Below are 24,238 nucleotides of genomic sequence, written 5' to 3' on the forward strand. Positions count from 1 at the left end.
CACCGCGGAGTGGCTCCGGCGGGTGACGGGTGCAGTTCGCCGCGTCGACGGTCGCGGCGACCAACTCCGTCGAAAAGCCGGTTGATGTGCGTCCTGAGTTGCTCAGGACGCGTACCACCAGGACCGGCGCTCGGCCTCCCGGCGGTCGGGGACGCACCGCACGGCACTCGACAACCCCGCATCGACCACGGGCTAAGCGGATAGGAAATCCGCGTGTGTGGTAGCGTCCCCTCCAGTAATCGGATGACCTATCCGATTCTTGCGTGGGGGTGGAGGAACACATGAGGACAGCCGTGATCACCGCCGGGACGGCCGGCATCGGTGTGGAGACGGCGCTGGGGCTTGCCGGCGCCGGGTTCGCGGTCACCGTGATCGGCAGGGACCCTGACCGGGGTGCCCGGGCGACGGACCGGATCAACGCCACAGGCCCGGCGCACCCGGCTCGATTCCTGACCGCCGACCTCTCCTCGCTCGACCAGGTGCGCGCGCTCGCCGGGCGGATCGCAGCCGAGCACTCAGCCTCAGGGGATCGGTTGACAGTCCTGGTCAACAATGTCGGGGCGATGTTCCCCGACCGGCGAGAGGTGGGCGGTGTCGAGGCCTCGTTCGTCGTCAACCACCTCTCGCCGTACCTGCTGACCGAACTGCTCCTGCCAACCCTGGTGGCGGCCACACCGAGCAGGGTCGTGAACGTGACCTCGGGTGCGGTAGGGGTCGCGAAGCGGGTGTTCGACGCAGTCGAGCCGCCCGGGGGCTACTACGGCTTCCACTGGTACGGCCGAGCCAAGCTCGCCAACCTCGCCTACACCTTCGACCTGGCCGCGCGGCTGGAGGGTACGGGCGTATCGGTCTTCGCCGCCGACCCCGGTGGCGCCGCGACCGACATGACCAACGGAACCCTGACCGACCCCAGGATCGTCTCTCCCGCCCTGCGACTGATGTGGCCGCTGGTGCGCCGCAAGTTCGAACGTTCGACCTCGGGCCCGGCGTCCGCGGCGGCCAGGCCGTCGATCATCGCCGCCACCGACCACGTGCTGACCGGGCGGACCGGCATGGTGATCGGACCCGACGCGCGTCCGGTCGCCCCGTTCCGCCCGGCCACCGACCGCCGCGTCGCCGAGGCCGTACGCCGGCTCAGTCAAGCCCACGCACCGGTCCCGGCCAGGTAAGCACCGGCACCCAGGCACCACACCTGCGCCGGTGAGCCTCGGCTCGGCCGGCCTCGTCCCCACGACGTGGCCACCCCCTTCCCCACCACCGTGACGCGGGCACCGGCCGCCCTCGGGCACCCCGGAACCGGGACCCCGCGACCCACCCACCCGTCCCTGCACCCCTTTCGACAGATATCGAGGACACCTCCATGACCAGCCCACTCCCCGACGCCCGCGCGCGCATCGTCCACGGCTCCGGCCCCGGCCTCCTCCTCGCCCACGGCGCGGGCGGCGGAATCGAAGCCAACTACGGGCCGATCATGGAAGGGCTCGCCGCGCGGCACACCGTCGTCGGCGTCGACTACCCGGGCTCAGGGAAGAACCCCACCACATCCACGCCCCTGGAGCTCGACGTACTGGCGGACCAACTCGTGGCCGCGGCGGACGACGAAGGACTCGACACCTTCGCCGTCTGCGGCTACTCGCTGGGCGGCCCGGTCGCGATCCGCGTCGCGGCCCGGCACCCGGAACGCGTCACCTCCCTGGTCCTGACCGCCACGTTCGCCCGTCCGGACACGCGAACCGACCTGGCCGCCGCGGTCTGGCACCAGCTCTACGAGTCGGGACAGCACGTCCTGCTCGCCCAGTACCTGACCCGGCTGACCCTCGGCGCGCCGGTGCTGAACTCCCTCACCCCGGCGCAGGTACGCGCCGCCGCCGAGCAGACGGCCCTCGCCCTGCCGCCGGGCACCGGAGCCCAGGTCGACCTGGTCCGGCGCGTCGACGTGCGCGCGGACCTCGCCCCGATCACCGTCCCGACCCTCGTCGTCGTCACCACCGAGGACCCCCTGATACCCGCAGCTCTCCAGCACCAGCTGGCCGAGGCTGTCCCCGGCGCGACGACCGCCGCGCTCGCCACCGGACACCTGCCTTTCCTGGAACGGCCCAAGGAGTGGCTGGAGATCATCACCGGATTCCTCGGCAGGCAGCAGGACCGGCACTGACAGACGACACGGGCGGGTGGGGTGACCCAGCCGCCCGTCACAACGCCCGCCCCCGATCGGGAACCGCTGCGTATGATCGGACGCCGACATATATGACGGGACACACGACAGAGACTGGCCACACATGACGACCCCACAGCTACGCAGGGACGCTGCCCGCAACCGGGACCGGATCGTCGCCGTCGCCCGCGCCCTGGTCGACCAGGGCGTCACCCTGCAGCTCAACGACGTCGCCCGCCGCGCCGGACTCGGGGTCGGTACCGTCTACCGGCACTTCGCCACCCCCGAGGCACTGCTGGAGACCGTGGCCACCCCCTGCCTGGAGGCCTTGGCCGCCCACGGCGAACAGGCGCTGGCCGACACGGACCCCTGGCACGCACTCGAGGGCTTTCTGACGCGGACTCTCCACGCGCAGATCACCGATGCCTCCCTGCCGCTGGTCACCGCCGCGCCGACGGACGTCCTCCCACGCACCACGGAACTCAGGCAGGCGCTGACGACAACCGGCACCGAACTCCTCCACCGCGCCCACCAGGCCGAAGCGGTCCGCCCCGACCTGTCCGCCGCCGATCTCGTCCCTCTGATGTGCGGCATCGCACACGCCGTCAACGTCCACGACGGTACTCCCGCCGACCGGATCGAAACAGCACACCGCTACCTCGCCACGCTGCTCGGCGGCCTACGAACCGCCCCGTCACGCCACGGCTGACGAGGAAGCCGCACAAGGTCCGTTGGCGGTGGGCGCGAGCGGTGCAGGCCACCGCGTGGTCTGGTCAGGCTGCCAGGACGGGATCCGTCCCGGTGGCCGCCTGACGGCTGGCTCGCAGCTGTTCCAACTGGGCGTCGGCGGCGGCGAGGGCCTTGTCGATCGTCCGGGTGCCGGTCATGACGCACAGCGTGTAGGTGATGTCCTCGAGCTCTCGGCTCGAGTGGCCGGTGGGCCGCAGGTCGTGGCGGATGCGGATCTCGGCGAAGCGAGCCAGGATCGAGAGCAGTTCCTTCTCCGCAGGCAGCAACACAGCGACACACTCCTTTGACAGGCGGACCGCTACCTCGGCCCGAGCCGTGCGGCACGCGCACCCCGGTCGGGTCGCGCCCGCGGACGAAAACGGAGCAGATGCCTGCTCTCATCCGGCGGGTTCCCTCATGTGATCACTGTATGCATTCTGATTGCCGCGTTCCGCACGCGCCCGCGCAGCCGCGCCCCTTCATGGCCCCCTGGCCGCACAGAGACGCTTCTCACGTTTGTCGAAGGAGAGAAGGAGGAGAGGTGTCGATCTCCCGGGGCATCCGAGCGGCATGATCAGGTATTTCCGTACTCCTGTGCCTGGGCCCAGACCCCAGCGGCCTGGGAGGCAACAAGGCTGCGTGCCCGGACCGCGCCAGGCGGCCCGGCGGCCCGAAGCAGAGATCGTGTCCGCCGTGGTCACCGCGATCCGGGGGGACGCGAGATGAGCCGCGTGGGGGCGATCACCACGTTGGTCGTCCGGGAGGGCGACACGGCCCAGGTGGGCGTGTTCGGTGAACTGGACCTGGACACGGGCCCGGAACTGACCGCCGTCCTCACCGAGTGCCTCGGTCAGGGACCGGCCAGGTTGGTCGTCGACGTGTCCGCGGTGCCGTTCTGCGACTCGTCCGGCCTCGCCGCGCTGCTGAGGGCCAGAGAGAGCGCAAGCCGCGCCGGGGCGGAGTTCGTGCTGGCAGGGGTCCGGCCGGCGTTGTCGCGCATCCTGGTGATGACAGGCCTCGATGCCGTGTTCAATGCAGGGCCGCGGCCGGAGGGTTCCAGCGCTGGCACGGTCGGTCCTCGAGACGTGGGTGACGACGTCGGACGACGTGCTCCGGGGACACGGGTCGAGGGAGTGGTCCCGCCTTCCGCGCACTCATCGGTTCGCGGAAGGCGCCGGGATGCGGGGACGGGGCAGGATCCCGACGGCGTGCGCGACCCCGGAATGGATGCAGAATGAAGGGGTATTCGCCGGCTCGCCGGTCGCGTTCCGGCCGGCAGCAGTGGTGTGTCCGTACTTTGGGAGGGAAACGGCATGACGCTTATGACGACGACCACGCGGACGCGGACGCAGACGTCCGAGCTTCCGGAGGTCGCTGACCCCTCCCGGGTGGCGCCCAGGGACGCCCGTGAACTGTCGAGGTTGTTCTTCCACCAGTTGGCGGTGGTGGAGGAGGGGACGGCGGAGTACAGCTACGCGCGGAACACGCTGATCGAGATGAACATGTCCCTGGTGCGTTTCGCGGCGTCCCGGTTCCGTAGCCGGGGGCCGGAGGAGATGGAGGACATCGTCCAGGTCGGGGTGATCGGGCTGATCAAGGCGATCGACCGGTTCGAGCTGTCGCGTGAGGTGGAGTTCACGTCCTTCGCGATCCCGTACATCGTGGGCGAGATCAAGCGGTTCTTCCGTGACACCTCCTGGGCCGTGCACGTTCCGCGGCGTCTGCAGGAGGCTCGCGTGCAGCTGGCCCGGGCCAAGGAGGAGCTGAGCAGCCGGCTCGGCCGGACCCCCACGGTCAAGGAACTGTCCGCGCTGATGAGCCTGTCCGAGGACGAGGTCCGCGAGGCCCAGCTGGCCTCCAACGGCTACGCCTCCGCCTCCCTCGACGCCGCGCTCGGGACCGGCGAGGACGGCGAGAGCGCCCTGCGGGACTTCATCGGCCTCGACGACACCGCTCTTGAGCTGGTCGAGGACTTCCACACTCTGGCACCGTTGATCGCCCAGCTCGACGAGCGGGACCGGCAGATCATCCACATGCGGTTCGTCGAGGAACTCACCCAGGCCCAGATGGGCGAGCGCCTGGGCGTCTCCCAGATGCACGTCTCCAGGTTGCTGTCCCGCTGCCTGGCCCGGCTCCGCGAGGGCATGCTCACCACCCACTGACCGAGGTACGCCCGCCGCAGGTGCGGTGCCGACCCGAGCGCGTGAGCACGCGCTCGGGTCGGGTGCGTATGACGGGTGCTCTACGACGTGCGGCGCAGTACGACCGTGCTGTGTGGCTGCAAGGTCATGAGGGTCTGCGCCTTGTGTTCCGTCTCGTCGGCGCCCTGCGGTTCGGCGGTGTCGAGGACGGTCTGCCACGTTCGCCCGTGTGACGGTTCGGGAAGGGTGAAGTCCACGTCGTCGCCGCAGGCGTTGAACAGCAGCAGGAACGAGTCGTCGTGCACCTCATGGCCCAGCGGATCGGGTTCGGCGATGGCGTCGCCGTTGAGGAACAGGCCGACGGCGTGAGCGTCCGGTCGCGACCAGTCCTCCTCGCCCATCGTGGCGCCGTCCGGGCGGAACCAGGCGGCCTCGGGCAGCGCGCCGTCACGGGGCGGCGTGCCGGCGATCCAGCCGCGCCGACGCAGCACGGGGTGCTCGGCCCGCAGGCGGATCAGGACTTTGGTGAAGGCGGTCAGGTCGGCGTTCTGCGTGGCGAGTGACCAGTCGATCCAGGACAGCGGGCCGTCCTGGCAGTAGGCGTTGTTGTTGCCGCGCTGGCTGCGGCCGGATTCGTCTCCGTGCGCCAGCATCGGGACACCCTGGGCCAGGAGGAGAGTGGTCAGCAGGTTGCGTTGCTGCCTGTCGCGCAGGGCCAGGACGGAGCCGTCGTCCGTGTCGCCCTCGGCACCGCAGTTCCAGGAGCGGTTGTGGCTCTCGCCGTCCGCGTTGTCCTCGCCGTTCGCCTCGTTGTGCTTGTCGTCGTAGGAGACGAGGTCGCGCAGCGTGAAACCGTCGTGGGCGACGACGAAATTGACCGACGCGCAGGGCGAGCGGCCGTCGTCGTAGAGGTCGCGGGAGGCGGTGAGACGGGTGGCGAAATCCGCCAGCGTGCCGTTCTCCCCACGCCAGAAGTCCCGGACGGTGTCCCGGAACTCGCCGTTCCATTCCGACCACTGGGGCGGGAAGTTTCCGACCTGGTAGCCGCCGTCGCCGATGTCCCAGGGCTCCGCGATGAGCTTCACCCGGTTGATCACGGGGTCCTGCTGGATCAGGTCGAAGAAGGCCGAGAGCCGGTCGACCTCGTGGAACTGCCGCGCCAACGTGGCCGCCAGGTCGAAGCGGAATCCGTCCACGTGCATCTCGGTCACCCAGTAGCGCAGGGAGTCCATGATCAGCTGCAGCACGTTGGGGTGGCGCATCAACAGCGAGTTCCCGGTGCCGGTCGTGTCGTAGTAGTGCGCGGCGTCACCGTCGACAAGGCGGTAGTAGGCGGCGTTGTCGATGCCCTTGAAGGACAGCACCGGCCCCATCTCGTTGCCCTCGGCCGTGTGGTTGTACACCACGTCGAGGATGACCTCGATGCCGGCTTCGTGCAGTGCCTTGACCATGGCCTTGAACTCGGTGACCTGCTCGCCGCGGGTTCCCGTGGCGGCGTAGGCGTTGTGGGGGGCGAAGAACCCGATGCTGTTGTAGCCCCAGTAGTTCGACAGCCCCTTCTCCTCGAGGACGCCGTCCTGGACGAACTGGTGCACGGGCATCAGCTCCAGCGCGGTGATGCCGAGGTCCTTCAGGTAGCCGACGACCGCGGGGTGGCCGAGGCCGGCGTAGGTGCCGCGCAGTTCCTCCGGGACATCCGGGTGCGTCTTCGTGAGGCCCTTGACGTGTGCCTCGTAGACGACCGTCTCGTGCCAGGGCCGGGCGGGTGGCTGGTCCTCGCCCCAGTCGAAGACGGAGTCCACCACGACGGAGTGCATGGTGTGCGCTGCGCTGTCGTCGTGGTTCGGCTCGTCGGGTGCGTCGATCCGGTAGCCGAACAGCGAGGCGTCCTGATCGGCCATGCCGTCGATCGCTCGTGCGTAGGGGTCCAGCAGGAGCTTGCCGGGGTTGCAGCGCTGCCCGGCGGCGGGATCGTAGGGGCCGTGCACACGGAAGCCGTAGCGTTGCCCCGGCCGGACATCCGGCAGGAACGCGTGCCAGACATGACCGGTGCGCTCCCTGAGCTCCAGACGCCGCTCGGCGCCACTGTCGTCGAGGAGGCAAAGCTCCACGCGGTCGGCCACCTCGCTGAACAGGGCGAAGTTCGTACCGCAACCGTCATAGGTGGCACCGAGGGGGTACGGGTGCCCTGTCCCCATGTGGTCAGTCATGACGCATACCTATCCCGCCCGCACAAAACATAACGCTCTTTCAGGACAGGTGACGGCGAAGGCCGGCAAACCGCGCACCGCGCCCCCGGCAGGATCGCCCTGGCCCCCCTCCCAAGCCGGCTCCCTCGCTGCCCGCGACGAGGACCCGCCTCACACGAGAATCCCAGTGCGACCGCGCGACGACCTCCTGCTCCGGGTCCCCGCGCACCGGGTCGGCCGACCGCGCGCCCCGTACCGGAACCGGCCTGACCGCGTCACCGGGGGACTGGCCACGACCCCGCGGCAGGAACGCCGCTTCCGGCTGTTGGATGCCATCGCTCGGGGAGGCCATCCAGTCATGACCCGCGATTGACGGCTGGCCGACGAGCTGACGCCCGGTCTGACCCTGGGCGCGGCGGACGACTCGCTGCGCGAGGCGCTGGCCGCGGACACGGCGGCGGCCTGACACCCGGAAGTGACCACGGAGGCTGAGCTCGCGCACTGCGTGCGGCTCTACCTTCGAATTCGGCTCGGCTATCGCGGAGTGGACTCCCCCTGGTCGAAGCGGTGGCGAGGTGGTCGCCTGGCGCAGGATCTCGCGCTCCACGTCCCGCTTCCTTCTTAGCCGTGAGCAGCCGGAACGTTCCGCGTCCGCAGCCTGGCCGACTCCTCCGCAACCCCTGGCCCAACCGCATGGAGGCCCAGTTCACCGCCCTGCACCACGTCCCTCTCGGCGGTGTCGATCACGTCCGCGGCGACCAGGTCCTCGACCAGGGGGAGCCCGCCCTGGCGCAGCACCCGGGCGCGCTCGACGCCAAGGCAGTGGTCGCAGAAGAAGTCGCGGACGATGCCCGTGCAGTCACGGCAGATCGGACCGTTGACCACCCGGCGGCCGCAGCGTGCGGAGTCGCGGATCATCCACCGCTGATAGCGGCCAGCGGCCGAGCGACGGCGTCGACGACCAGGGCCGGGCGGCAGCTCGGGTCCTGCCGCCCGGTCAGGGTTCTGGTTACCGTGCCAGCACGGTGACCATCCACTGCTGTGCGATCATCGGGCAGCGGCGGCCCGGCGCCCTGACCACACACTGGCTGCTGTCCGACAACGAGTCACGGCCCGGGCGTACGACCCGGAACAGCGCGTCGCTGTCCCCGTTCCGGGAGGGACCCCCGTTCACCATCCTGAGCACGCCGGAGCTGGTCATGGGGGAGCCCCACGCCCAGATCACGCCGTCGCCCCTGCGCCCCGAGAGGTGGACCCTGACCAGGTCCCCGACCCTGGCCCGTACGACTCTGCCGTTGTCGCCGTCGCCGAGGAAGACCGTCGAGTTACCGAGGACGGGCGGGGGGAACACGGGGCCGGGCGGGAGGTGCGGGCCTCCGTGGGGCGGAGGCGGCAGGTGCGGACCCCCGGGAGGCAGGTGGGGACCGCCGGGCGGCGGGGGAGGGGTGTGCGGGCCCCCGTGCGGCGGGTTGTGCGGACCACCGGGTGCCGGCGGCGGGTTGTGCGGACCCCCCGGAGGGAGGTGCGGCGTACCGGGCGCCGGGTTGTGCGGAGCCCCGGGCGGTGTGTGGGGTGCACCCGGCGAGTGGTGCGGAGCGCCGGGCGCGGTGTTCGGGTGCCCCGGCACAGGATGGGGATCTCCCGACGCCGCGGACGCCACCTGCGCGCCGCTCAGAGTCAGCATGGCGGCGGTAGCCACCATCGCCATCCGGACTGTCTTCATGAAGCTGCTCCTCGGGTTGGTCGCGAGTTCGCCGGTGCGGCCGGCCGCACCGGCGGGATCATGAAGAGCCAACGAATGCCGCCCCCGGGAGAAGCGGTCGAACCATCCTCATGGCCGCACAGATGGGGCCGCGAGAGTGTCACCCAGCGCCCAGGGGAATGACGGAAGAGGAGCCCCTGCCGGCCACCGCGAGCAGATGGCTACACGTTCTTCCTCGCGGCATCCCGCGCCGCTGGTCGTGACGGCGGGGAACGTGAACGACTCCACGATGTCCTATGCGGTGCTGGACGCCATCAGAGTGCCCCGTGCAACGGTCGGCATGCCGGGACGTCCTCCTGACCGGGTGCGGGCCGGCAAGGCGCACTCCGCACGAGCTGGCGGGAGAAGTGCCGCCGGACGCGGTCCCACCGGCTTCCTCTGCGGCACGATGGACTCGGCGGTGCCTCCTCCGCCGGAGCTGCCGTTTGTATGCCCGGCGGCATCGAACGTCATCGAGCCAGACCCTGGACGAGGGTCGTGGGAGGCCCCGATTCTCACCCGGTGGTCAGGTCGCGGTGGGGATGTAGGGCGCTGCTGCGACCTGGGCCATCGTCCGGAGCTTCGTGAAGTAGGAGGCGCAGTACTCCTCGTTGATCAGGGGCACGATCTTGTCGAGGTCGGTGATGCGGCCCCAGAGGCAAGCGACGCCACTGGCGTCGAGTCCGCCGTTCAGCTCTCTCTGCACGAGGCCGGCGACATCGGCGTCCAGGAGGACCAGATCTACGCCGTCGAAGTCCACGCCGCGGAAACCGTCGGGGAACAGTGCGCGCAGGTGGTCCTCCCACAGCCGGGCGAGTCCGTCTTCGGGTTGTGCTTTGCCCACGTCGGGGGCTGACGCCCCTGCCGTCGACGGTGGGCGAAGAAGCAGGGAGACGGCATCGAAGACGGCACGCACCATTGCGACGGCTTGGACCGGGCGGAGGGCGGCACTTGACTCGGCGCCCTGCGTGAGCTTGTCGCGGAGCAATCGGCTGCGGTCGAGTTCGGCAGCGAGTCCAGCCGTGATGAGCCCTGCGTCGGCGGCCCGCTCGATCAGGGTGTGGAGTGGTTCGTTCGTGGCCAGACGCTCGGCAAGGACGTGCTCCAGGGCGAACAGGGAGTGCGTGACGGCGACGGTGGCGAACTCGTACCGGTAGTAGGAGTGCCGGATGAGCTCGCGGGAGGTCTCCATCGCGCTCATGGCGTACATCGAGGCGCCGCCGGGCAGAACCAGCCCGGCGACCAGGGCGTGCATGTCCGCATAGTCGAGAACGAGGTCGCGGGCGCGCGGGTCCCGTACCGGCTGGAGGACGGGTCGCTCGGCGGTGGCAGGGTGTTCACCAGCGCAGTCTCGTCGCCGGAAGGTTGTCGGTGCCATCGGATTTGCCCGGGGCGGTTGGTCACCCGCTGCCGCATGTCGCCACTGCCCGATCCGACCTTGAAGAACAAGCCCAGAGCGCTGAGTTCCAGGAAGGCCCGCCGACGCTCGGCTGCGGGATCGTCGCCCGACGAGGTCCGTCAGGATGTCCCGGTAGTTCGTGGCCCCGCCACTGCTCCGCATCCCGTCCGTGCTCATCACACCTGCCGCCACTCTGGGTGGAGGCCGGGCTACCGGGTGATGCGCGCATCCGGTAGCCCCCTCGTCCCGATGGACTGTCCGTCGCCGCCGGTCGTGCGGGGCGGAAAGCCCGACCAGGGTCCGGGCGAGGACTCCGGCAGGGAAGGTCGTGTGTCCCCCTCTGGTCACAATCCATGTCGGTGGTGTGTGCGCCCTCGGGCAGAGCTGCCATCATGCGGCGCATGAAGGCGAAGGGTGCCCCGGTGGGGCTTGTCATGAGTGGCGTGTTCGTGATGATCGGTTGCGGGATCGGCGGGTGGTATCCGGGGCTGGCGATCGGCGCGGCGCTGATTCTGGGTGCTTTGCTTGCGAACAGAGGTAGCTGAGGGCTCTGATGAGCCCCAGGACCCGGCCCTCATGTAGGTGACCTCCCTCTGCGCCCGCGAGTCCACTCCTGTGCAAGAGCCTTGCCGAGGGTGGGCAGAGGCTTTTGCGCGCCGTGGGTCAGCCAGGTGTCGGCGCGCGCGTCGGCGTCGGGCCGCTCCATGAACGCGTCGGCGGTGTCGACCGCTTCGCGGGCCCGCTCGGGCTGGTGGGGAGGGCGTAGGCCCGGGCGGCGACGGTTGCTGCGAGGGTGGCCGCTGCCTGAGGGGCGCTGTAGTTGAGCGGGACCACGGTCTCCCTGGCCCGCAGCCACGCGAGGAGTTGGCGGTCGCCGTATTCCTGGCCGGCTGCGGCGGCGCTGGAGAACCATCGTCTGGCTTCCGCGCGGGCACCCAGGTCGTGCAGCACGATGGCGGTCATTCCTGCCATCTGGACTGCTGCACTGCTGCACTGCTGCACGACGCACCCGTACACGCGTCGCGACGGATCGACTCCCCACGCCTGCCCGCGGGGCCGCTCGCGCCGGGTCTCGCTCCACCCGGGTCGGTGGGCTGTCGACGTATCGCAAACGAACTGTCGAGGGCCTCTCGTAGGACTGGCGTCGTCAGGAAACACCAGTCCAGCAAGGAGTGCATCGAATGAACAAGCGCATCACGCTCGTCGCGGCCGCCGCTCTCATGGCGGCAGCGGCGGTGAGCACGAACGCCGGCGCCGCCGCAGCGGCCCCGCAGCACGGAACCGTGGCGACCGCCGCCCGGTCCGGTGCCGCGTCCGCCGCGATCAACCGCAACGTCCGCCGGACTCCGGCGGTGACGCCCAAGGCGTTGTCGATGAGCCCCGGATGCTCCGGCACCACCCTGCCGATCGACTGCACCATCACCGAACCGGTGGTCACCACACTCCAGACCACGTACAACTTCTCGTTCCTGCCGGGGGACCACGTCACCGTCAACGCCGGCGGTTGCGTGCAGACCGGCGGCCACGGGCTGACCTGGAAGCGGTACGTCGACCCGGCCTCGGACAACGACCTGTACCACGGCCTGATCACCATCCCGGGCGCGACGAGCAACCTGGCCCGGTTACTCGACGTCGTCGGACGGCAGTACGTGGTCGGTGGGCGGGGCGGCAGCCTGATCCTGGGCTACCAGGACGACAACTACGGCGACAACGGGTACACCGCGCACGACAACGGAACCGGCAACCAGTGCCTCAACTCCGTGAACGCGTTCGTCCACATCGTCATCTCCTGACCCGCACGGCGCGGTTGTCCGCCGGTCGGGAGCACCCGGTCAGGTGCTCCCGACCGACGGGCCCGTCGCCCCCTCCCGCACCTGCAGCGGGGTACGCCCGTACGCGCGCCGGAACGCCCGGTGGAAGCTGGTGACGTCCACGAACCCCGCCGACACCGCCACGTCGATGACCCGCAGGTGGGACCGTGCCGGGTCCTGCAGCTGACGCCAGGCATGCTCCAGGCGTCGGTGCCGCACTTCGGTGGCGTAGCTGCGCCGCCGCCCGGCGAAGACCGCGTAGAGCAGCCGCGCCGAGACCCCCAGGCGTTGGGCGGTTGTGGGCGCGCAGAGGTCGTCGTCGGTGAGGTGCTCGTCGATGTCGTCCAACGCGGCCCGGTGCAACCGGTCGCCGCGCACCGCCGGGATGTCGGCGACGGCCGGCTGCTCCAGGGCCACGGCGATCAGTCCGCAGGTGTGGCCCGCCAGTCGCGCCGCGGTGTCCGGGGCGAGGTCGCCGCGGCTCAACGCGCCGAGCGCGTGCCGGACCGCGGCACCCACCCCGGCACCGGTGTCCACCCGGGTCGCGGTCGGCACGCCCTGCCCGAGCTGGCTTTCCAGCAGCGGGCCCGGTAGGTACAGCGAGAGCTGCACGAAGCCCTCGGGGAAGTCGAAGGCGAACGGTTGCGCGGTGTCGACCACCGCCAGGTCACCGGGCCGCAGCACGGCGGAACGGCCCTGCTGCGTCATCGAACTGACCCCCTGCAGCTGGAGGTTGGCGTAGTAGCCATGGCGCGGGGTGCGGTCGATGTCCAGGTCGGTGCGGCTGACCTTCTGGCGCCGGGAGTCGATCCGGGCAAGGCTCAGGTCGGCGAACTGCCACTGGGTCACCGCACCGGTGAATCCGTCGCGCCGGTCCGACTCCGGGGTCAGCGCCAGGAACGCCTCGCAGATGAGCTCGCGCCAGTCGGTGAAGCTGTCCACCTGTGCCGTCCGCCCCGCTGATCTGTGCTGGACCATCAGTGCCCCCGACGCCGAGGTGGCGGGTCCACGAGCCGGGCCGCTGCACGACGGGCAAGTGAACCGCGCAGCCCCTGCAACATCTGCGCGCGCGGAATCGTACACCGTGGACGCTGCGCATGGATCGCCTGCGGCCTTACATGCAGCGGGAGTTGAGGGTGAACCGAGGGGGAGGGGGGATCGCCGGTGGCGACCCAGCAGGGCGGCTTGGAGTTCGGGTTACTCGGTCCGCTGGAAGTAGTCGTGGACGGCAGAGCGATACCGCTGGGCGGACCGCGGGTGCGGGCCGTGCTGGCCCGGCTTCTGCTGGACGTGGGGAGGACGGTGAGCGTTGCGGCGCTGGTCGACGAGCTGTGGGGGGAGCGGCCGCCAGGTGACGCGCACCGGACCGTGCGCACCTACGTCTCGCGGCTGCGCCGGGCGATGTCCGGTCAGCCCAGCGGTGGCCGCAGGGAGCCGGTGGTCACCCGTCCGCCGGGGTACCAGCTGGATGTGGACCCGGAGACGGTCGACGCGGTCCGGTTCGAACGGCTCGCCGACCGGGGGCGCGAGGCGTTGGCCGAGGGCCGCCCCGGGCCGGCACACGAGTCGCTCACCGCGGCCCTGGCGCTGTGGCGCGGCGCGGCCCTCGCGGAGTTCGAGGGCCTGCCCGCGGCCGGTTGCGAGGCGGTGCGCCTGGAAGCGCTCAGGCTCACCGTGGTGGAGGACCGGATCGAGGCGGGGCTGGCCACCGGCCGACACGGGCCGTTCGTCGGCGAGTTGGAGGAACTGGTCCGCGCCCACCCGGTGCGGGAGCGGCTCCGCGGCCAGCTGATGATCGCCCTGTACCGGTCCGGGCGGCAGGCCGAGGCGCTGGGCGCCTTCCAGGACGCGCGGTCCGTCCTGGTCGACGCGTACGGGGTGGAGCCCTCGCCCGCCCTGGTCGGCATCCATCAGCGGATCCTCCGCCAGGACCCGGACCTCGAACTGGGCGCCGTGGTCGCGACGGCGGCAGCCGCCCCGCTACCTGTCGCCGGCCCCAGACCGCCGGTCCCCGCCACTGCGCCCTTTCCCCCCGCCCCCGCAGTACCTCCGGTCGTTGCGGGCCCGACCACGCCCCCCGCCATTACAGCGCTACCTATCTCAGCTCAACTCCCCGTGTCAGTAAGCGACGTCATCACCCACAAGAACGAACTGACACGGCCCGACCCAGCAGCCCTGGCGACCGTCCGGCTGACCGCGGTCTCCGGGACAGCCGGCGTGGGCAGGACCTTGCCGGTGGCGCACTGGGCTCACCGGGTCACCCCGCGGTTCTCCGACGGGCAGCTCCACCTGGACCTCCACGGCTACGGACCGGGCGACACCGCCCTGGACCTGGCCGACTGCCCGCACGGGATCCGCAGCGCCTTGGGTCTGCCACCGCGCCGCCTCCCGGCAGGGCTGCCGGCGCGGTCCGCACTGCTCCGCGGCATGTTGGTGGGCAAGCGGATTCTTGTAGTGCTGGACAACGCCCGCGACGCCGAGCAGGTACGGCCGCTGCCGGTCGCTCGGGGGGCTGCGCCGTCGAGACTGGACACGCTGACCGACGACCAGGCCCGTGATCTACTCATCCGCCGCCTCGGGCACGCCCGACCCGCTGTGCGGGGTGTCCAAGTCGACCGCCGACCGCGTCATCGGCCACCTCGGGCCCGCGCTCGCGCTTCAGCAGGGCAAGCGGCTCCGCAAGGGCACCGTACTCATCGCGGACGGCACCCTGGTACACCATTGCCGAGCACTCCAAGAACTACCGGTACTCCGGCACGACCACGGTCATCGCGGACGGCGGCTACCGGGGCACCGGCCTGGTCATCCCGCATCGCCGCGAGAAAGGCCAGACCGAACTCCCTGACGGGAAGGAGGAACACAACGCCTCGCACCGCAAAGCCCGCGCACGCGCGTCGGGCAGTACGAGTATGCCGTGCTGCAACCGCTCGTCCCAGAGCAGGTCGGCCGCCCGCCGGTCGTGTCGCAGGCGCCCGTCCACGGCGCCGGTCCGTTCGAGCCTTCGGAGCGAGGCTCCGCTCGTGTCTCGGTCGGTGGGCATTGGTGTTGCGCCCGGAAGCCCACTCCTGGGGGTGATGCTCTGGGCCGGAGTCCCTGCCGCGATTCCAGCTCAGGATGTGGTGAGGCGTGCGATCGTTCCGATCTCCAGAGCGGTCCACATCGCGCCGTCCGGCCCTTGGGCTATGCCGTGGGGTTCCGAGGCCGGGCTGGGGAGGTCGTGTTCGTCGATACGGCCGTCAGGGGTGATCCGGCCGATGCGGTTGGCACCCCACTCGGTGAACCAGTAGTTTCCGTCGGCGTGGGCGGCGATGGCGTGCGGGCGTGACGCAGGGTCGGGCAGGGCGAATTCGTCGACCTTCCCGTCCGGCGTGATCCGTCCGATCTGGCCGGTGCCGATCTCGACGAACCACATGGCGCCGTCGGTGCCGGCCGTGATGCCGACCGGGGCACTGGCCGGTGTGGGCAAGGGGTGAACGGTGACGTCGCCGTCGAGTCCGATGGCGCCGATCGCGTTCGCCTGGTTCATCGTGAACCACAGCCGGTTGTCCGGGCCGGCGGCGATGGCTGACGGGAAGGCTCCCGACAGGGGGAGAGGGAACTCGGCGACGTGCCCGTCGGGCGAGATGCGGCCGATGAGGTCGGCGTTGGCCTCGGTGAACCACAGTGCGTCATCGGGGCCCGCGGCGATGCCGAACGGCCCGGCATCCGCCGTCGGCAGCGGGAATGATGTGATGTCTCCGGTCGTGGTGATGCGGCCGATCCGGTGGCTGCGGAACTCGGTGAACCACAGTGCGTCGTCGGGTCCTGCTGTGATGATCGATGGTCCGCTGGAAGCCGGTTCGATCCGGTAGACCGTGACGTCACCGCCGGGCGTGATACGGCCGATCCGTCCCTGGTGGACCATGGTGAACCACAGTGCACCGTCTGGTCCGGCAGTGATTCCGTAGGGCCCGTCCCCAGGGTCGGAGACAGAGAACTCTGCGATGGCAACGGACGGACGACTCGGCATCGGCGGATTCCTTGATCGGTGAATGCTGGAAGCGCGACTGCGGATGCTAGCCGTGCCCACAGCGGCCGCGCCCCTTGATTTTGCTGCCCTGCGGCAGCAGCGGCGGTGATCACTGGTGGAGCCGAGCGAAAGGACCGCGGCCCGGCACCGGAACAACCAACATGCGGACTTGCCACCTCGCCGGCCCACAACCCGCTTCGTCCACTGAGCCTGCGATCGACCGACATGCGCTCCGGGCCCAACCTCAACGGAGTCGCTGGTCGCCACGCCGCCCGCCTGGCCCCTGCAGCCGACGTTCCCGCGTCAGGCCCTGCTGAAGTCACAGGTATCAGCGCGAGCAGCACGTCCCGGTGAGTCTCCCTGCCCAAACGCGACTGGACGGACCGCATCGCCGGCCACGCGCAGGACCGTCCACATGCCCGTCAACCCACACTCAACGCATCCCGGGCAAGCGACGCCACACACTGATCTTCATCAGCCGGGCGAGAAGGAGATACCCCGCGGTCGTCGTGAGTACCCCGGCTGTCAGAGCGATGGCCGTAGGCCACGTCCCACTTCCCAGGTCCGCGCACGCACGAGCTGCAGCCCACCCCAGCCCCGCAGCCGGGCCCGCTGCGCAGAGCAGTTTCAGGTAGGTACGGCGCAGACTGCCGTCGTCGATACGACCCCCGAGCCTCCTGCGCAGCAGATGCGCGGTGAGTGCGAGACCAGCCCCATAGGAAAGGGTGTAGGCCCCGGCCATGCCGACGACTGCCCAGCGGGCGGGCAGGAACAGATGGCAGACGGTGGCCAGGACGATGTCCACCCCCGCGATCCAGGTCGCCATGAAGAACGGAGTGCGGGTGTCTTCGAAGGCGTAGAAGCCGCGCAGCAGCAGGTACTGGGCGGAGAACGGGATGAGCCCGAGTCCGAACGCCTGCAGCATGTACCCCAGAGGGCGGGCTGAGGCGGCGTCCGCCGCCCCGTGGGCGAACAGCAGCGAGGAGATCTGCGGCCCCAGGGCGAGGAAGAGGAATGCGGCGGGCACGATGACCACGCCGCTGATCCGCAGCACCCGGGACAGGTCCGCGCGCAGATCGGGGATGCGCCCCTCAGCGACGGCCCGGCTCATACGGGGCAGCAGGGCCGTCACCAGGGACACCGTCACGATCGACTGCGGCAGCATCCAGATGGTCTGCGCGTAGGTGTAGGCCGAGTAGCCGGCGCCGGCCTGCGGCAGCTCCTGGTCGGCGGCGTTGGCGTAGTTCGTCACTACGGTCAGGGCGACTTGGTTGGCCAGGACGAACAGCAGCGTCCACTTCGCCGCGTGGACGCTCCTGCCCAGGCCGGTGCCCCGCCAGTCGAACCGCGCGCGGAGACGGAACCCGGCTGCCCGCGCGAACGGGATCAGCGCCAGGGCCTGCAGGGCGATTCCTGCCGTGGTCCCGATCCCCAGCACCTGCACCTGGTTGGCGGTGATGTCCTCCACTCGGTCAGGAACCGTCATCAGCCCCAGAATAGACACCGAACATGGCGACCAGCACCACGTTGTTCAGTACCGGGGTCCACATCATCGCGCCGAACTTCTCGCGCGCGTTCAACACCTGTCCGTAGATGCCGAACAGCCCGTAGAAGAAGATCTGCGGCAACAGGAACCTCGCGAAGGTCACCGTCAGCTCGAAGGCCTTGTGACTGTCCCGGGTGTCCTGCATATACAGTCCCACGATCTGCGGCGCCGCCCACACCGCTAGCGCCGTTCCTGCGCCCAGTACACAGACCACGAGGGTGACCAGCCGCTGCTCGTAGGCACGTCCGCCATCGGGCTGCGTTGCCCTTGCTCGGACCAACTGCGGCACCAGCACGGCGTTGAGCGCCCCGCCGATCAGCAGTGTGTACAGGCTCGTCGGCACGGTGTTCGCCGTGTTGTAGGTACTGGCCAACAAGCCTGTTCCCTGCGCTGCGGCCTGCAGTACTTGGCGGATCAGTCCCGTTGCCCGTGACACCACCGTGCCAACAGCCATCAACAGGGACGAACGAGCCAGCCCGCCCTGGTCCTTCTTCCGCCGCGCGGCATGCCGCCCCCTTCTCTGCTGCTCCCGCGGCATGGTCTGCGCCGCGGAGTTCGCCCCGTCCATCATGTCGTCAACCTATGCCTCGACGTCTCGGGCCCCCAATTCGCCCTACTTGCCCAATAGTTCAGCGAACCGTAGCCAGCCCGTCGCAGCAGGGGCTGCAGCGCGGCGGCATCGACGGAGTGCGGAACGATCGTGTGGCGTGTGCCCACCGAGACGACGAAGCCGTCGTCCCGAGTTGCCGTGAGAAGTCCGCGGGGCTCTGGGACGGCCCTGGGTCGTCCTGGTCTTCCTGCCGGACGAAAGGCCTCCCCACGGTTCGCCGGGACCTGTCCGTGTCGCCCTGAGGGAGGCGCGCCAAGCGGCCCTGCACACCTGCCGGCTCATTGCCACCACCCGCCTGACCTGCTCGCAGGCCGGCCGCGGTATCAGGCACTTCCGCGCCGTCGTTGCCGCCGGGCGGCTGACTCTTAGCGGCGGAAGTGGACCATCGCCACCTGCGACATTGGCGGTGCCAGCGAGCATCCGGCATCGCATCGCACCTCCGATTCCCACGCCGCTACGAGCACAAAGCCGAGCAACGTCCGCCCTGTGGTGAGGCCCCGCCTGTCGACGGCTTCGGCTGCTGGCGATAATCGACCGATGAGCGCCATCGATCGCCCTATGCCGCCCCTGAACGCCGACGAGCGCACGACGCTTGAAGGCTGGCTCGACTTTCACCGCACCACACTGGCCATGAAGTGCGAGGGTTTGGACGATGAGCAGGCCGCCGTCGCATCCGTGCCGCCGTCCGGCTTCACGCTGACCGGCCTGGTCCAGCACATGGCGGAGGTGGAGCGGAACTGGTTCCGGCGCATCCTCGCCGGAGAACAGGCCCCGCCCATCTACGACGCGCAGGCCGACCCGGACGGCCCCGACGGCGGCTTCGCCCTTTGTGTGGGCGCTGCCCTGAGTGACGCCCTCGCCACCTGGCAAGCGGAGATCGCCCGCGCCCGCGAGCACTGCGCCGACCGTGCTCTGACCGATACGGGCCGCTTCATGGAGCAGGACGTCAACCTCCGCTGGATCTATGTCCACATGATCGAGGAGTACGCCCGCCACAACGGCCACGCCGACCTGGTCCGGGAACGCATCGACGGCGCCACCGGCGTGTAGCGCCGGATCAGGCAGCGAGTGAGAGTGGAAGGGTTCTCGTCGAAGGTCTGGCGGGGTGCTGGCCAGGGTGGGACAGACAGGTCGAGCGGATCGGGCCGAGAGGTCTCCGTGAAAACCCGTTGGCGGACCACGGCGACCGCTGTTACGTTTCCGGGGGCCGTGCGAGAGAACGAGGAGGTGGTACCCGTGAACGCAGTATCGACATGGGTGCTCCCCTCCGGGGTCACGGTCGGGCGATAGGTGGTCGTCCGGGAGCGCCGTCTCTGAGCCTCCCGAAAGGCACGACCATGCACTTCACTTCCGAGCAACGCCTCGACGACGGCGTCCTCGAACGCGAATTCACCCTCGGTGAGATCCCCGGCATCCTGTGGACGCCCGCGTCGGCATCCGCATCCGATGCCGCGCCGCTTATCCTGCTCGGCCCCCCTCCCCTCGGGCTGCGCAGGACGTACCCCCGACTGGTGGCCCGGGCCCGGCACTCCGCGGCGGTCGGCTTCGCCACGGCCACCATCGAGCTCCCCGGAAGCGGTGACCGGCCCCGCCTGCCCGCCGCCGAGCAGGCCCGTGCCGACCTGCGCCGGGCGATGGAAGCCGGAGAGCCGGTCGGCGACGAGATCATCGACTCTCTCATCCTTCCGCTGGTCGACAAGGCGGTCCCGGAATGGCAGGCCGCTCTGGATGCCCTCCTCGCACTGCCCGAAACCGGCGGCCCGGTCGGGTACTCGGGGGGAGTGATCTCCATCGGCGTCCGCCTTGCGGTGGTCGAGCCGCGCATCTCGGCCGCCGTTCTGTTCGCCGGGAGTTTCGTGCCTCGCGCCACGTTCGCGGAGGCCCGCCAGGTCACGATTCCTCTGCACGTCCTGCTGCAATGGGACGACGAGGGCAACGACCGGCAGGCGGCCCTGGACCTGTTCGACGCCTTCGGCTCCAAGGAGAAGACACTGCACGCCAACATGGGCGGGCACACCGGCGTCCCTCAGCATGCTGGGGACGCTGCGGCCCAGTTCTTCACCCGGCACCTGAACTGAGGTCGACCCGTCAGACCCGCCGCGCTCGCACCGGCCGGAATACGCACTCGAGGTCGCCGGTTGCAGCGGAACATGCACCATCCTCAGGAGCCGCCCAGCGGCATACACCCGCTGCTTGCCGGGCGTTTCAGCCCCTACCGATTCGATCCGTCTGCGGTTGTCGACGACCACGCCCTCGGGCTGCTGCTGGAAGCCGCGGCGTGGGCGCCGTCGGCGGGGAACTCCCAGCCGTGGGGTTTCTTCACCGGCAGGCCCGGTGAGCCGGAGCACGAACGGCTGCTCCCTCACCTTGCGCCGAGCTCGGCCCGCTGGGCGACGGACGCGAGCCTGCTCGTCGTCACGCTGACGCGCCGGCACATCGATGACACGCAGCTGCTCTACTCCGAGTTCGCCGACTACGACCTCGGCCAGGCCATCGCCCACATGACTGTTCAGGCACAGGCAATGGGGCTGGCCGCGCACCAATTCCGGGCCTTCGACCTGGAAGGACTCACCAAGGAGCTGGACCCGAACCCGGGCTGGGCGATCGTCTCCATGGTCGCCGTGGGCAAGGCGGCCGGCGGGCCGCCGGAGGGCCGCGCCCGGCACAGCGTCGCGCACTTGCGCTCCGCTCCCTGGTCACCGGCGGAGTGACAGCCGAGTCCTGATCACGGAGCGGCCCGGGTGAGACCCTTGATCCAGACCATCGCGGCGCGGAGGTGGAGTCCGGCGAGGTAGCTGCCCGGGGACTTGGCATAGCGGGTGGCGATGCAGCGCCAGGAGTTGAGCTTGTTGATCAGGCGCTCGACGGTGTTCCTCTCCTTGTGCAGGCTGGCGTCGCGGCTGACGGGCCGGCCGCCCCGGGAGCCCTTCTTCCTCCGGTTGGCGGCTTGGTCCGACTTCTCCGGAATGACCGCCCTGATGTGGCGTTCGCGCAGGTGAACGCGTCTTCCGCGGGACGAGTACGCCCTATCCCCGTAACGGCGTCCGGCCGGGTGCGTGGGCGGCCGACGGGCCCGCGCACCCGCACCTTCTTCAGGACGGGGATGAACTGCGGGCTGTCCGCGGCCTGGCCCGCGGTCAGGACGAACGCCAACGGGCGGCACTTCCGGTCGCCAGCGACATGGATCTTGCTGGTCTGCCCGCACCTGGAACGTCCCCGACCCTGCGCCTCGAGCCCCCTTTGCGGTCGATGCATCTTCCGTGATCGGGAGCTGCGCCGAACGATCCACAGTCCCGCCCGAGGGGCGGCCGTGGTACCGGGTGTGGTCGGTGCGTCATCGGATGAACCGGACCTGCGGGTAGCGGGGTGAGGGGCGCTGGAGCAGGTGGTTGTCGAGGTGGCGCAGATGAAGATCGAAGAACGCTCGTACGTAGTCGCGTTGCGCGTGGATGGCGCGGTGTGGGGCGAGGGCGCCGATTGCCTGCTTCACCTGGCTGGGTGTCAACCCGAGGATGGGTGCGGCCTGGGGGAGCAGTGTTTCCAGGTCGGTGAACGAGGTGTGGGTGGAGTCGATGAGGGCCAGTTCGCGTTTCCAGCCGTTCTGGCTGGTCCAGAACTGGTCCCAGGTGGGATCCTCCGGGCCTGGGCCCGGGTCGCTGCCGAAGAGAAGGAACGGGCGGTCGGCACTGGTGGTGGCAGGTGCGAGGAGGCTCCCGTCCAGGTCCACTCCGGCCCGCAGGCGCCGGTCGGCGCGGATGGCTGCGGCAGCTGTGGCGCCGCCGAGTGAGTGCCCGAGCATGCCGATGCGGGACAGGCCGAACGCGTCGGTGAGGGTGGGTGGCAGGGGTCGCCGTTCGGCGTCGGGGTTGTGTCCGGCATTGAGCGCGGTGAGCTGGTCCAGCACGAACCGGGTGTCCGCGGTACGGACGGCGAGGGCCTTGGCGATCAGTGTGTCGTCGATGTCGCCGGTGATGGCGAAGGTTTCCACACGGCTGCCGGGAAATTCGACCAGGCCGGCGTCGTAGGTGTGGTCGATGGCCACGACCAGGTAGCCGTGGCTGGCCAGTTCCTCGGTCAGAACAGTGCCGAGGCTGCGGTTGCTGTGCAGGCCCGGTGAGTACAGGACGACCGGCCTCCCGCACCGGCCGCGGTCCACCGGTGCGGCCAGGTGGCGTGTGTGGTCGGCAACCGCAGCGTGCCGGACGGGACGCCCTGTTCCCGCTCGAAGAAGGGGACGGCGCCGGGTGACATCCACGGCGCGGGTGGGTGGCCATGGGCGGCGTGTGCCGGGTACCAGAGCTGGACCATGAGTTCCCGCGCCGGGCGGGATACCTGCCACGGATCGACGCGCGCCCGGTCGACCAGGTGCAACGAGACCGTGCCCAGGGGGTGCGGACCGGTTGGTGCGAGCAGGCGAAGCCGCACCGGAGCGGGCGTGACGTTGGCGGCGATCGGCGAGCCCGTGGAGGGTCGCGAACGGGCGGATGCCGCGGTGGCCATGGAAACGGACGTGATGGCTGATGCCACGGCGGTACGGAGCAGTGCTCGGCGAGTCGGGAGCCGTCTCTCGTTCAGCATGGCCAGAATGTAAGGTACCCTTTCCATCAAGTCAAGGAGTCTTGACTTGATGGAAAGGGCACCTTACATTCGTTGCATGACAGAGCAGATTCAGCAGGATCAGGTGAGGCGCGCGGCTCGCCGCGGTGTACTCATCGACGGCGTACCCGTGTCCGCTTTGGGTGTGGTAGCCCTGGCCCTGGGCAGCAGCCCCAGTCCGGGCACCGCCCAGAAGGACTGGTGGATCGCGACCACTGTCGTCTTCACCCTCGCCATCGCCTGGGTGCTGCTTCGGGCGTTCCGGCGCACGGACGAGTACCTGCGCAGAATTCAGCTGGAGAGCATGGCCATCGCCTTCGCCGCAGTCCTCGTGGCGCTGCAAGTGGCTACGCTGCTCGATGCCGCAGGCATCATCCAGCTCCATCAGGTGGCGCAACTTATTTTCCTTGGCGGCGTGGGGCTCTGGATGACGATCGCCGACCTGCGTACCCGCCTGAACCGGTGACGGCACGCTGTGAAGAACCGACTACGTGAACTGCGTGCGGCTCGTCGATGGAGCCAGGCCGACCTGGCCGACCGGTGCCAGGTCTCCCGCCAGGCCATCAACGCCATCGAAACCGAGCGGCACGATCCCAGTCTGCCTCTGGCGTTCACCATCGCCGATGTCTTCGGCCTGACCATCGAGGAGATCTTCCGTCCCGACCGGGCGGAAAAAAACGGCGGGTAACTCGGCCTGAAAGCGAGTCTTCTCAGTACGCGCAACCTCCCCTCTCCGATCATGGTGCCGTCCACCGGAACTCAGCTGATCCCGCGCCACGGTCCTCTGCCGGCCCCTCGACTCCGAACGGAATGGGGGGGAGGTATCGGCCTCGCGCCGGCCGGCCGTGGACGGCGAGCTGGGAGAGGGCCATCACTGCCCTGCCGGCCCAAGGCCGACGCTGAGGGCGATCTCGACTGAGTCCTCGTCGCGGTCGAATCCACCATCGTCCGTGCTCACCAGTGCCGACCTGCGTGACACCGGCTGCCCACCTGACGTGAGTTCGGTTCAGTCGTCGGCTCTGCGTTCCTGGGCATCGGCGGCCGACGCGATGCCGGCGAGGGGAGGGGGCAGCCATGCGCGGTGGGGACGCCGGGGCCGGTCGCTGTGCCGGGTTCTGGCGTGGGCCGGTGTGATGGTGGTGCCGATCGGGTTGGCGTGTGCGCTCGGCACCCAGTTGTGGCCATGGGGACGGCCCGGGGCCGGGTGGGGGGATGAGCTGGCGCATTTCGTCATCGCCGGTACGGGGGGCTCTGGCGCGCGCACTGGACAGGGGGTCCTTCCGGGGAAGGGACGGCTTCGAGGCGCATCAGG

At 69.9% G+C, this 24,238-nt stretch carries 21 protein-coding genes and 4 pseudogenes; 14 read left to right on the forward strand and 11 right to left on the reverse strand.

What is annotated here, in order from left to right:
* Positions 1–281: 281 nt before the first annotated feature.
* From AB0C59_RS10620 to AB0C59_RS10630, 3 genes are all read left to right on the forward strand, one after another.
* Positions 282–1,169, forward strand: a complete 888-nt coding sequence (locus AB0C59_RS10620; protein ID WP_363002775.1) for an SDR family NAD(P)-dependent oxidoreductase — start codon at positions 282–284, stop codon at positions 1,167–1,169.
* Between the two features lie 191 nt (positions 1,170–1,360).
* A complete protein-coding gene (locus AB0C59_RS10625; protein ID WP_363002777.1) occupies positions 1,361–2,155 on the forward strand; it encodes an alpha/beta fold hydrolase in 795 nt (264 codons plus the stop codon).
* Between the two features lie 124 nt (positions 2,156–2,279).
* Positions 2,280–2,864, forward strand: coding sequence for a TetR/AcrR family transcriptional regulator (locus AB0C59_RS10630; RefSeq protein ID WP_363002779.1), 585 nt, complete (start codon positions 2,280–2,282; stop codon positions 2,862–2,864).
* Between the two features lie 64 nt (positions 2,865–2,928).
* On the opposite strand, the gene AB0C59_RS10635 is transcribed toward AB0C59_RS10630, so the two are convergent.
* On the reverse strand, positions 2,929–3,174 hold the full coding sequence (locus tag AB0C59_RS10635; RefSeq protein WP_363002781.1) for a DUF5133 domain-containing protein: 246 nt from the start codon (positions 3,172–3,174) through the stop codon (positions 2,929–2,931).
* Between the two features lie 441 nt (positions 3,175–3,615).
* Between AB0C59_RS10635 and AB0C59_RS10640 the strand changes: the two genes are divergently transcribed.
* Together AB0C59_RS10640 and AB0C59_RS10645 are read left to right on the forward strand one after the other, a co-directional pair.
* Positions 3,616–4,122 (forward strand): STAS domain-containing protein, encoded by a 507-nt coding sequence (locus AB0C59_RS10640; protein WP_363002783.1) that lies wholly within the window; start codon positions 3,616–3,618, stop codon positions 4,120–4,122.
* Between the two features lie 84 nt (positions 4,123–4,206).
* A complete protein-coding gene (locus AB0C59_RS10645; RefSeq protein WP_363002855.1) occupies positions 4,207–5,046 on the forward strand; it encodes an RNA polymerase sigma factor SigF in 840 nt (279 codons plus the stop codon).
* A gap of 80 nt (positions 5,047–5,126) precedes the next feature.
* Here AB0C59_RS10645 and glgX read toward each other — a convergent pair whose 3' ends face one another.
* From glgX to AB0C59_RS10665, 4 genes are all read right to left on the reverse strand, one after another.
* Positions 5,127–7,235, reverse strand: a complete 2,109-nt coding sequence (gene glgX, locus AB0C59_RS10650) for a glycogen debranching protein GlgX (protein WP_363002785.1) — start codon at positions 7,233–7,235, stop codon at positions 5,127–5,129.
* A gap of 600 nt (positions 7,236–7,835) precedes the next feature.
* Positions 7,836–8,132 carry a hypothetical protein gene (locus AB0C59_RS10655; protein WP_363002787.1) on the reverse strand — a complete coding sequence of 99 codons (297 nt, stop codon included), beginning with the start codon at positions 8,130–8,132 and terminating at the stop codon, positions 7,836–7,838.
* A 91-nt stretch (positions 8,133–8,223) separates the two neighbouring features.
* Entirely contained in the window at positions 8,224–8,565 is a 342-nt protein-coding gene (locus tag AB0C59_RS10660) for a hypothetical protein (RefSeq protein ID WP_363002789.1), read from the reverse strand.
* 916 nt (positions 8,566–9,481) lie between these two features.
* The gene (locus AB0C59_RS10665) at positions 9,482–10,210 is read right to left on the reverse strand and encodes a hypothetical protein (RefSeq protein ID WP_363002791.1); all 729 of its coding nucleotides are present in this window, start codon (positions 10,208–10,210) and stop codon (positions 9,482–9,484) included.
* 545 nt (positions 10,211–10,755) lie between these two features.
* Between AB0C59_RS10665 and AB0C59_RS10670 the strand changes: the two genes are divergently transcribed.
* Positions 10,756–10,899: a hypothetical protein gene (locus tag AB0C59_RS10670; protein ID WP_363002793.1), complete on the forward strand. Its 144-nt coding sequence runs from the start codon at positions 10,756–10,758 to the stop codon at positions 10,897–10,899.
* A gap of 118 nt (positions 10,900–11,017) precedes the next feature.
* Here the strand turns inward: AB0C59_RS10670 and AB0C59_RS10675 are convergent, their stop codons facing one another.
* Complete coding sequence (locus tag AB0C59_RS10675; protein WP_363002795.1) at positions 11,018–11,326, reverse strand: hypothetical protein; 309 nt, start codon at positions 11,324–11,326, stop codon at positions 11,018–11,020.
* Positions 11,327–11,535: 209 nt separating this feature from the next.
* Between AB0C59_RS10675 and AB0C59_RS10680 the strand changes: the two genes are divergently transcribed.
* On the forward strand, positions 11,536–12,147 hold the full coding sequence (locus AB0C59_RS10680) for a hypothetical protein (protein WP_363002797.1): 612 nt from the start codon (positions 11,536–11,538) through the stop codon (positions 12,145–12,147).
* A gap of 39 nt (positions 12,148–12,186) precedes the next feature.
* Here the strand turns inward: AB0C59_RS10680 and AB0C59_RS10685 are convergent, their stop codons facing one another.
* Positions 12,187–13,107, reverse strand: a complete 921-nt coding sequence (locus AB0C59_RS10685) for a helix-turn-helix domain-containing protein (protein WP_363002799.1) — start codon at positions 13,105–13,107, stop codon at positions 12,187–12,189.
* Positions 13,108–13,467: 360 nt separating this feature from the next.
* Here AB0C59_RS10685 and AB0C59_RS10690 point away from each other — a divergent pair.
* Positions 13,468–14,028 (forward strand): annotated as a pseudogene (locus AB0C59_RS10690) (AfsR/SARP family transcriptional regulator); the annotation flags it as partial.
* 727 nt (positions 14,029–14,755) lie between these two features.
* Positions 14,756–15,056 (forward strand): annotated as a pseudogene (locus tag AB0C59_RS10695) (IS5/IS1182 family transposase); the annotation flags it as partial.
* Positions 15,057–15,274: 218 nt separating this feature from the next.
* Here AB0C59_RS10695 and AB0C59_RS10700 read toward each other — a convergent pair.
* Positions 15,275–16,174, reverse strand: coding sequence for a virginiamycin B lyase (locus AB0C59_RS10700; protein WP_363002801.1), 900 nt, complete (start codon positions 16,172–16,174; stop codon positions 15,275–15,277).
* Positions 16,175–16,607: 433 nt separating this feature from the next.
* A pseudogene (gene murJ, locus AB0C59_RS10705) lies at positions 16,608–18,174 on the reverse strand (murein biosynthesis integral membrane protein MurJ).
* A gap of 693 nt (positions 18,175–18,867) precedes the next feature.
* Between murJ and AB0C59_RS10710 the strand changes: the two are divergent.
* From AB0C59_RS10710 to AB0C59_RS10720, 3 genes are all read left to right on the forward strand, one after another.
* Positions 18,868–19,380, forward strand: coding sequence for a DinB family protein (locus tag AB0C59_RS10710; RefSeq protein WP_363002803.1), 513 nt, complete (start codon positions 18,868–18,870; stop codon positions 19,378–19,380).
* A 287-nt stretch (positions 19,381–19,667) separates the two neighbouring features.
* A complete protein-coding gene (locus AB0C59_RS10715; RefSeq protein WP_363002805.1) occupies positions 19,668–20,408 on the forward strand; it encodes an alpha/beta hydrolase in 741 nt (246 codons plus the stop codon).
* A gap of 72 nt (positions 20,409–20,480) precedes the next feature.
* Complete coding sequence (locus AB0C59_RS10720) at positions 20,481–21,041, forward strand: nitroreductase family protein (protein WP_363002807.1); 561 nt, start codon at positions 20,481–20,483, stop codon at positions 21,039–21,041.
* A gap of 14 nt (positions 21,042–21,055) precedes the next feature.
* Here the strand turns inward: AB0C59_RS10720 and AB0C59_RS10725 are convergent.
* Positions 21,056–21,546, reverse strand: a pseudogene (locus tag AB0C59_RS10725) (IS5 family transposase); the annotation flags it as partial.
* Between the two features lie 118 nt (positions 21,547–21,664).
* A complete protein-coding gene (locus AB0C59_RS10730; protein WP_363002809.1) occupies positions 21,665–22,486 on the reverse strand; it encodes a lipase in 822 nt (273 codons plus the stop codon).
* 498 nt (positions 22,487–22,984) lie between these two features.
* Here AB0C59_RS10730 and AB0C59_RS10735 point away from each other — a divergent pair, with 498 nt between their 5' ends.
* Positions 22,985–23,392, forward strand: coding sequence for a hypothetical protein (locus tag AB0C59_RS10735; RefSeq protein WP_363002811.1), 408 nt, complete (start codon positions 22,985–22,987; stop codon positions 23,390–23,392).
* Between the two features lie 9 nt (positions 23,393–23,401).
* Entirely contained in the window at positions 23,402–23,614 is a 213-nt protein-coding gene (locus AB0C59_RS10740) for a helix-turn-helix transcriptional regulator (RefSeq protein ID WP_363002813.1), read from the forward strand.
* The last annotated feature ends 624 nt before the right edge of the window (positions 23,615–24,238 follow it).

It is taken from the genome of Streptomyces sp. NPDC048664 (assembly GCF_040650555.1).
Lineage (GTDB): Bacteria > Actinomycetota > Actinomycetes > Streptomycetales > Streptomycetaceae > Streptomyces.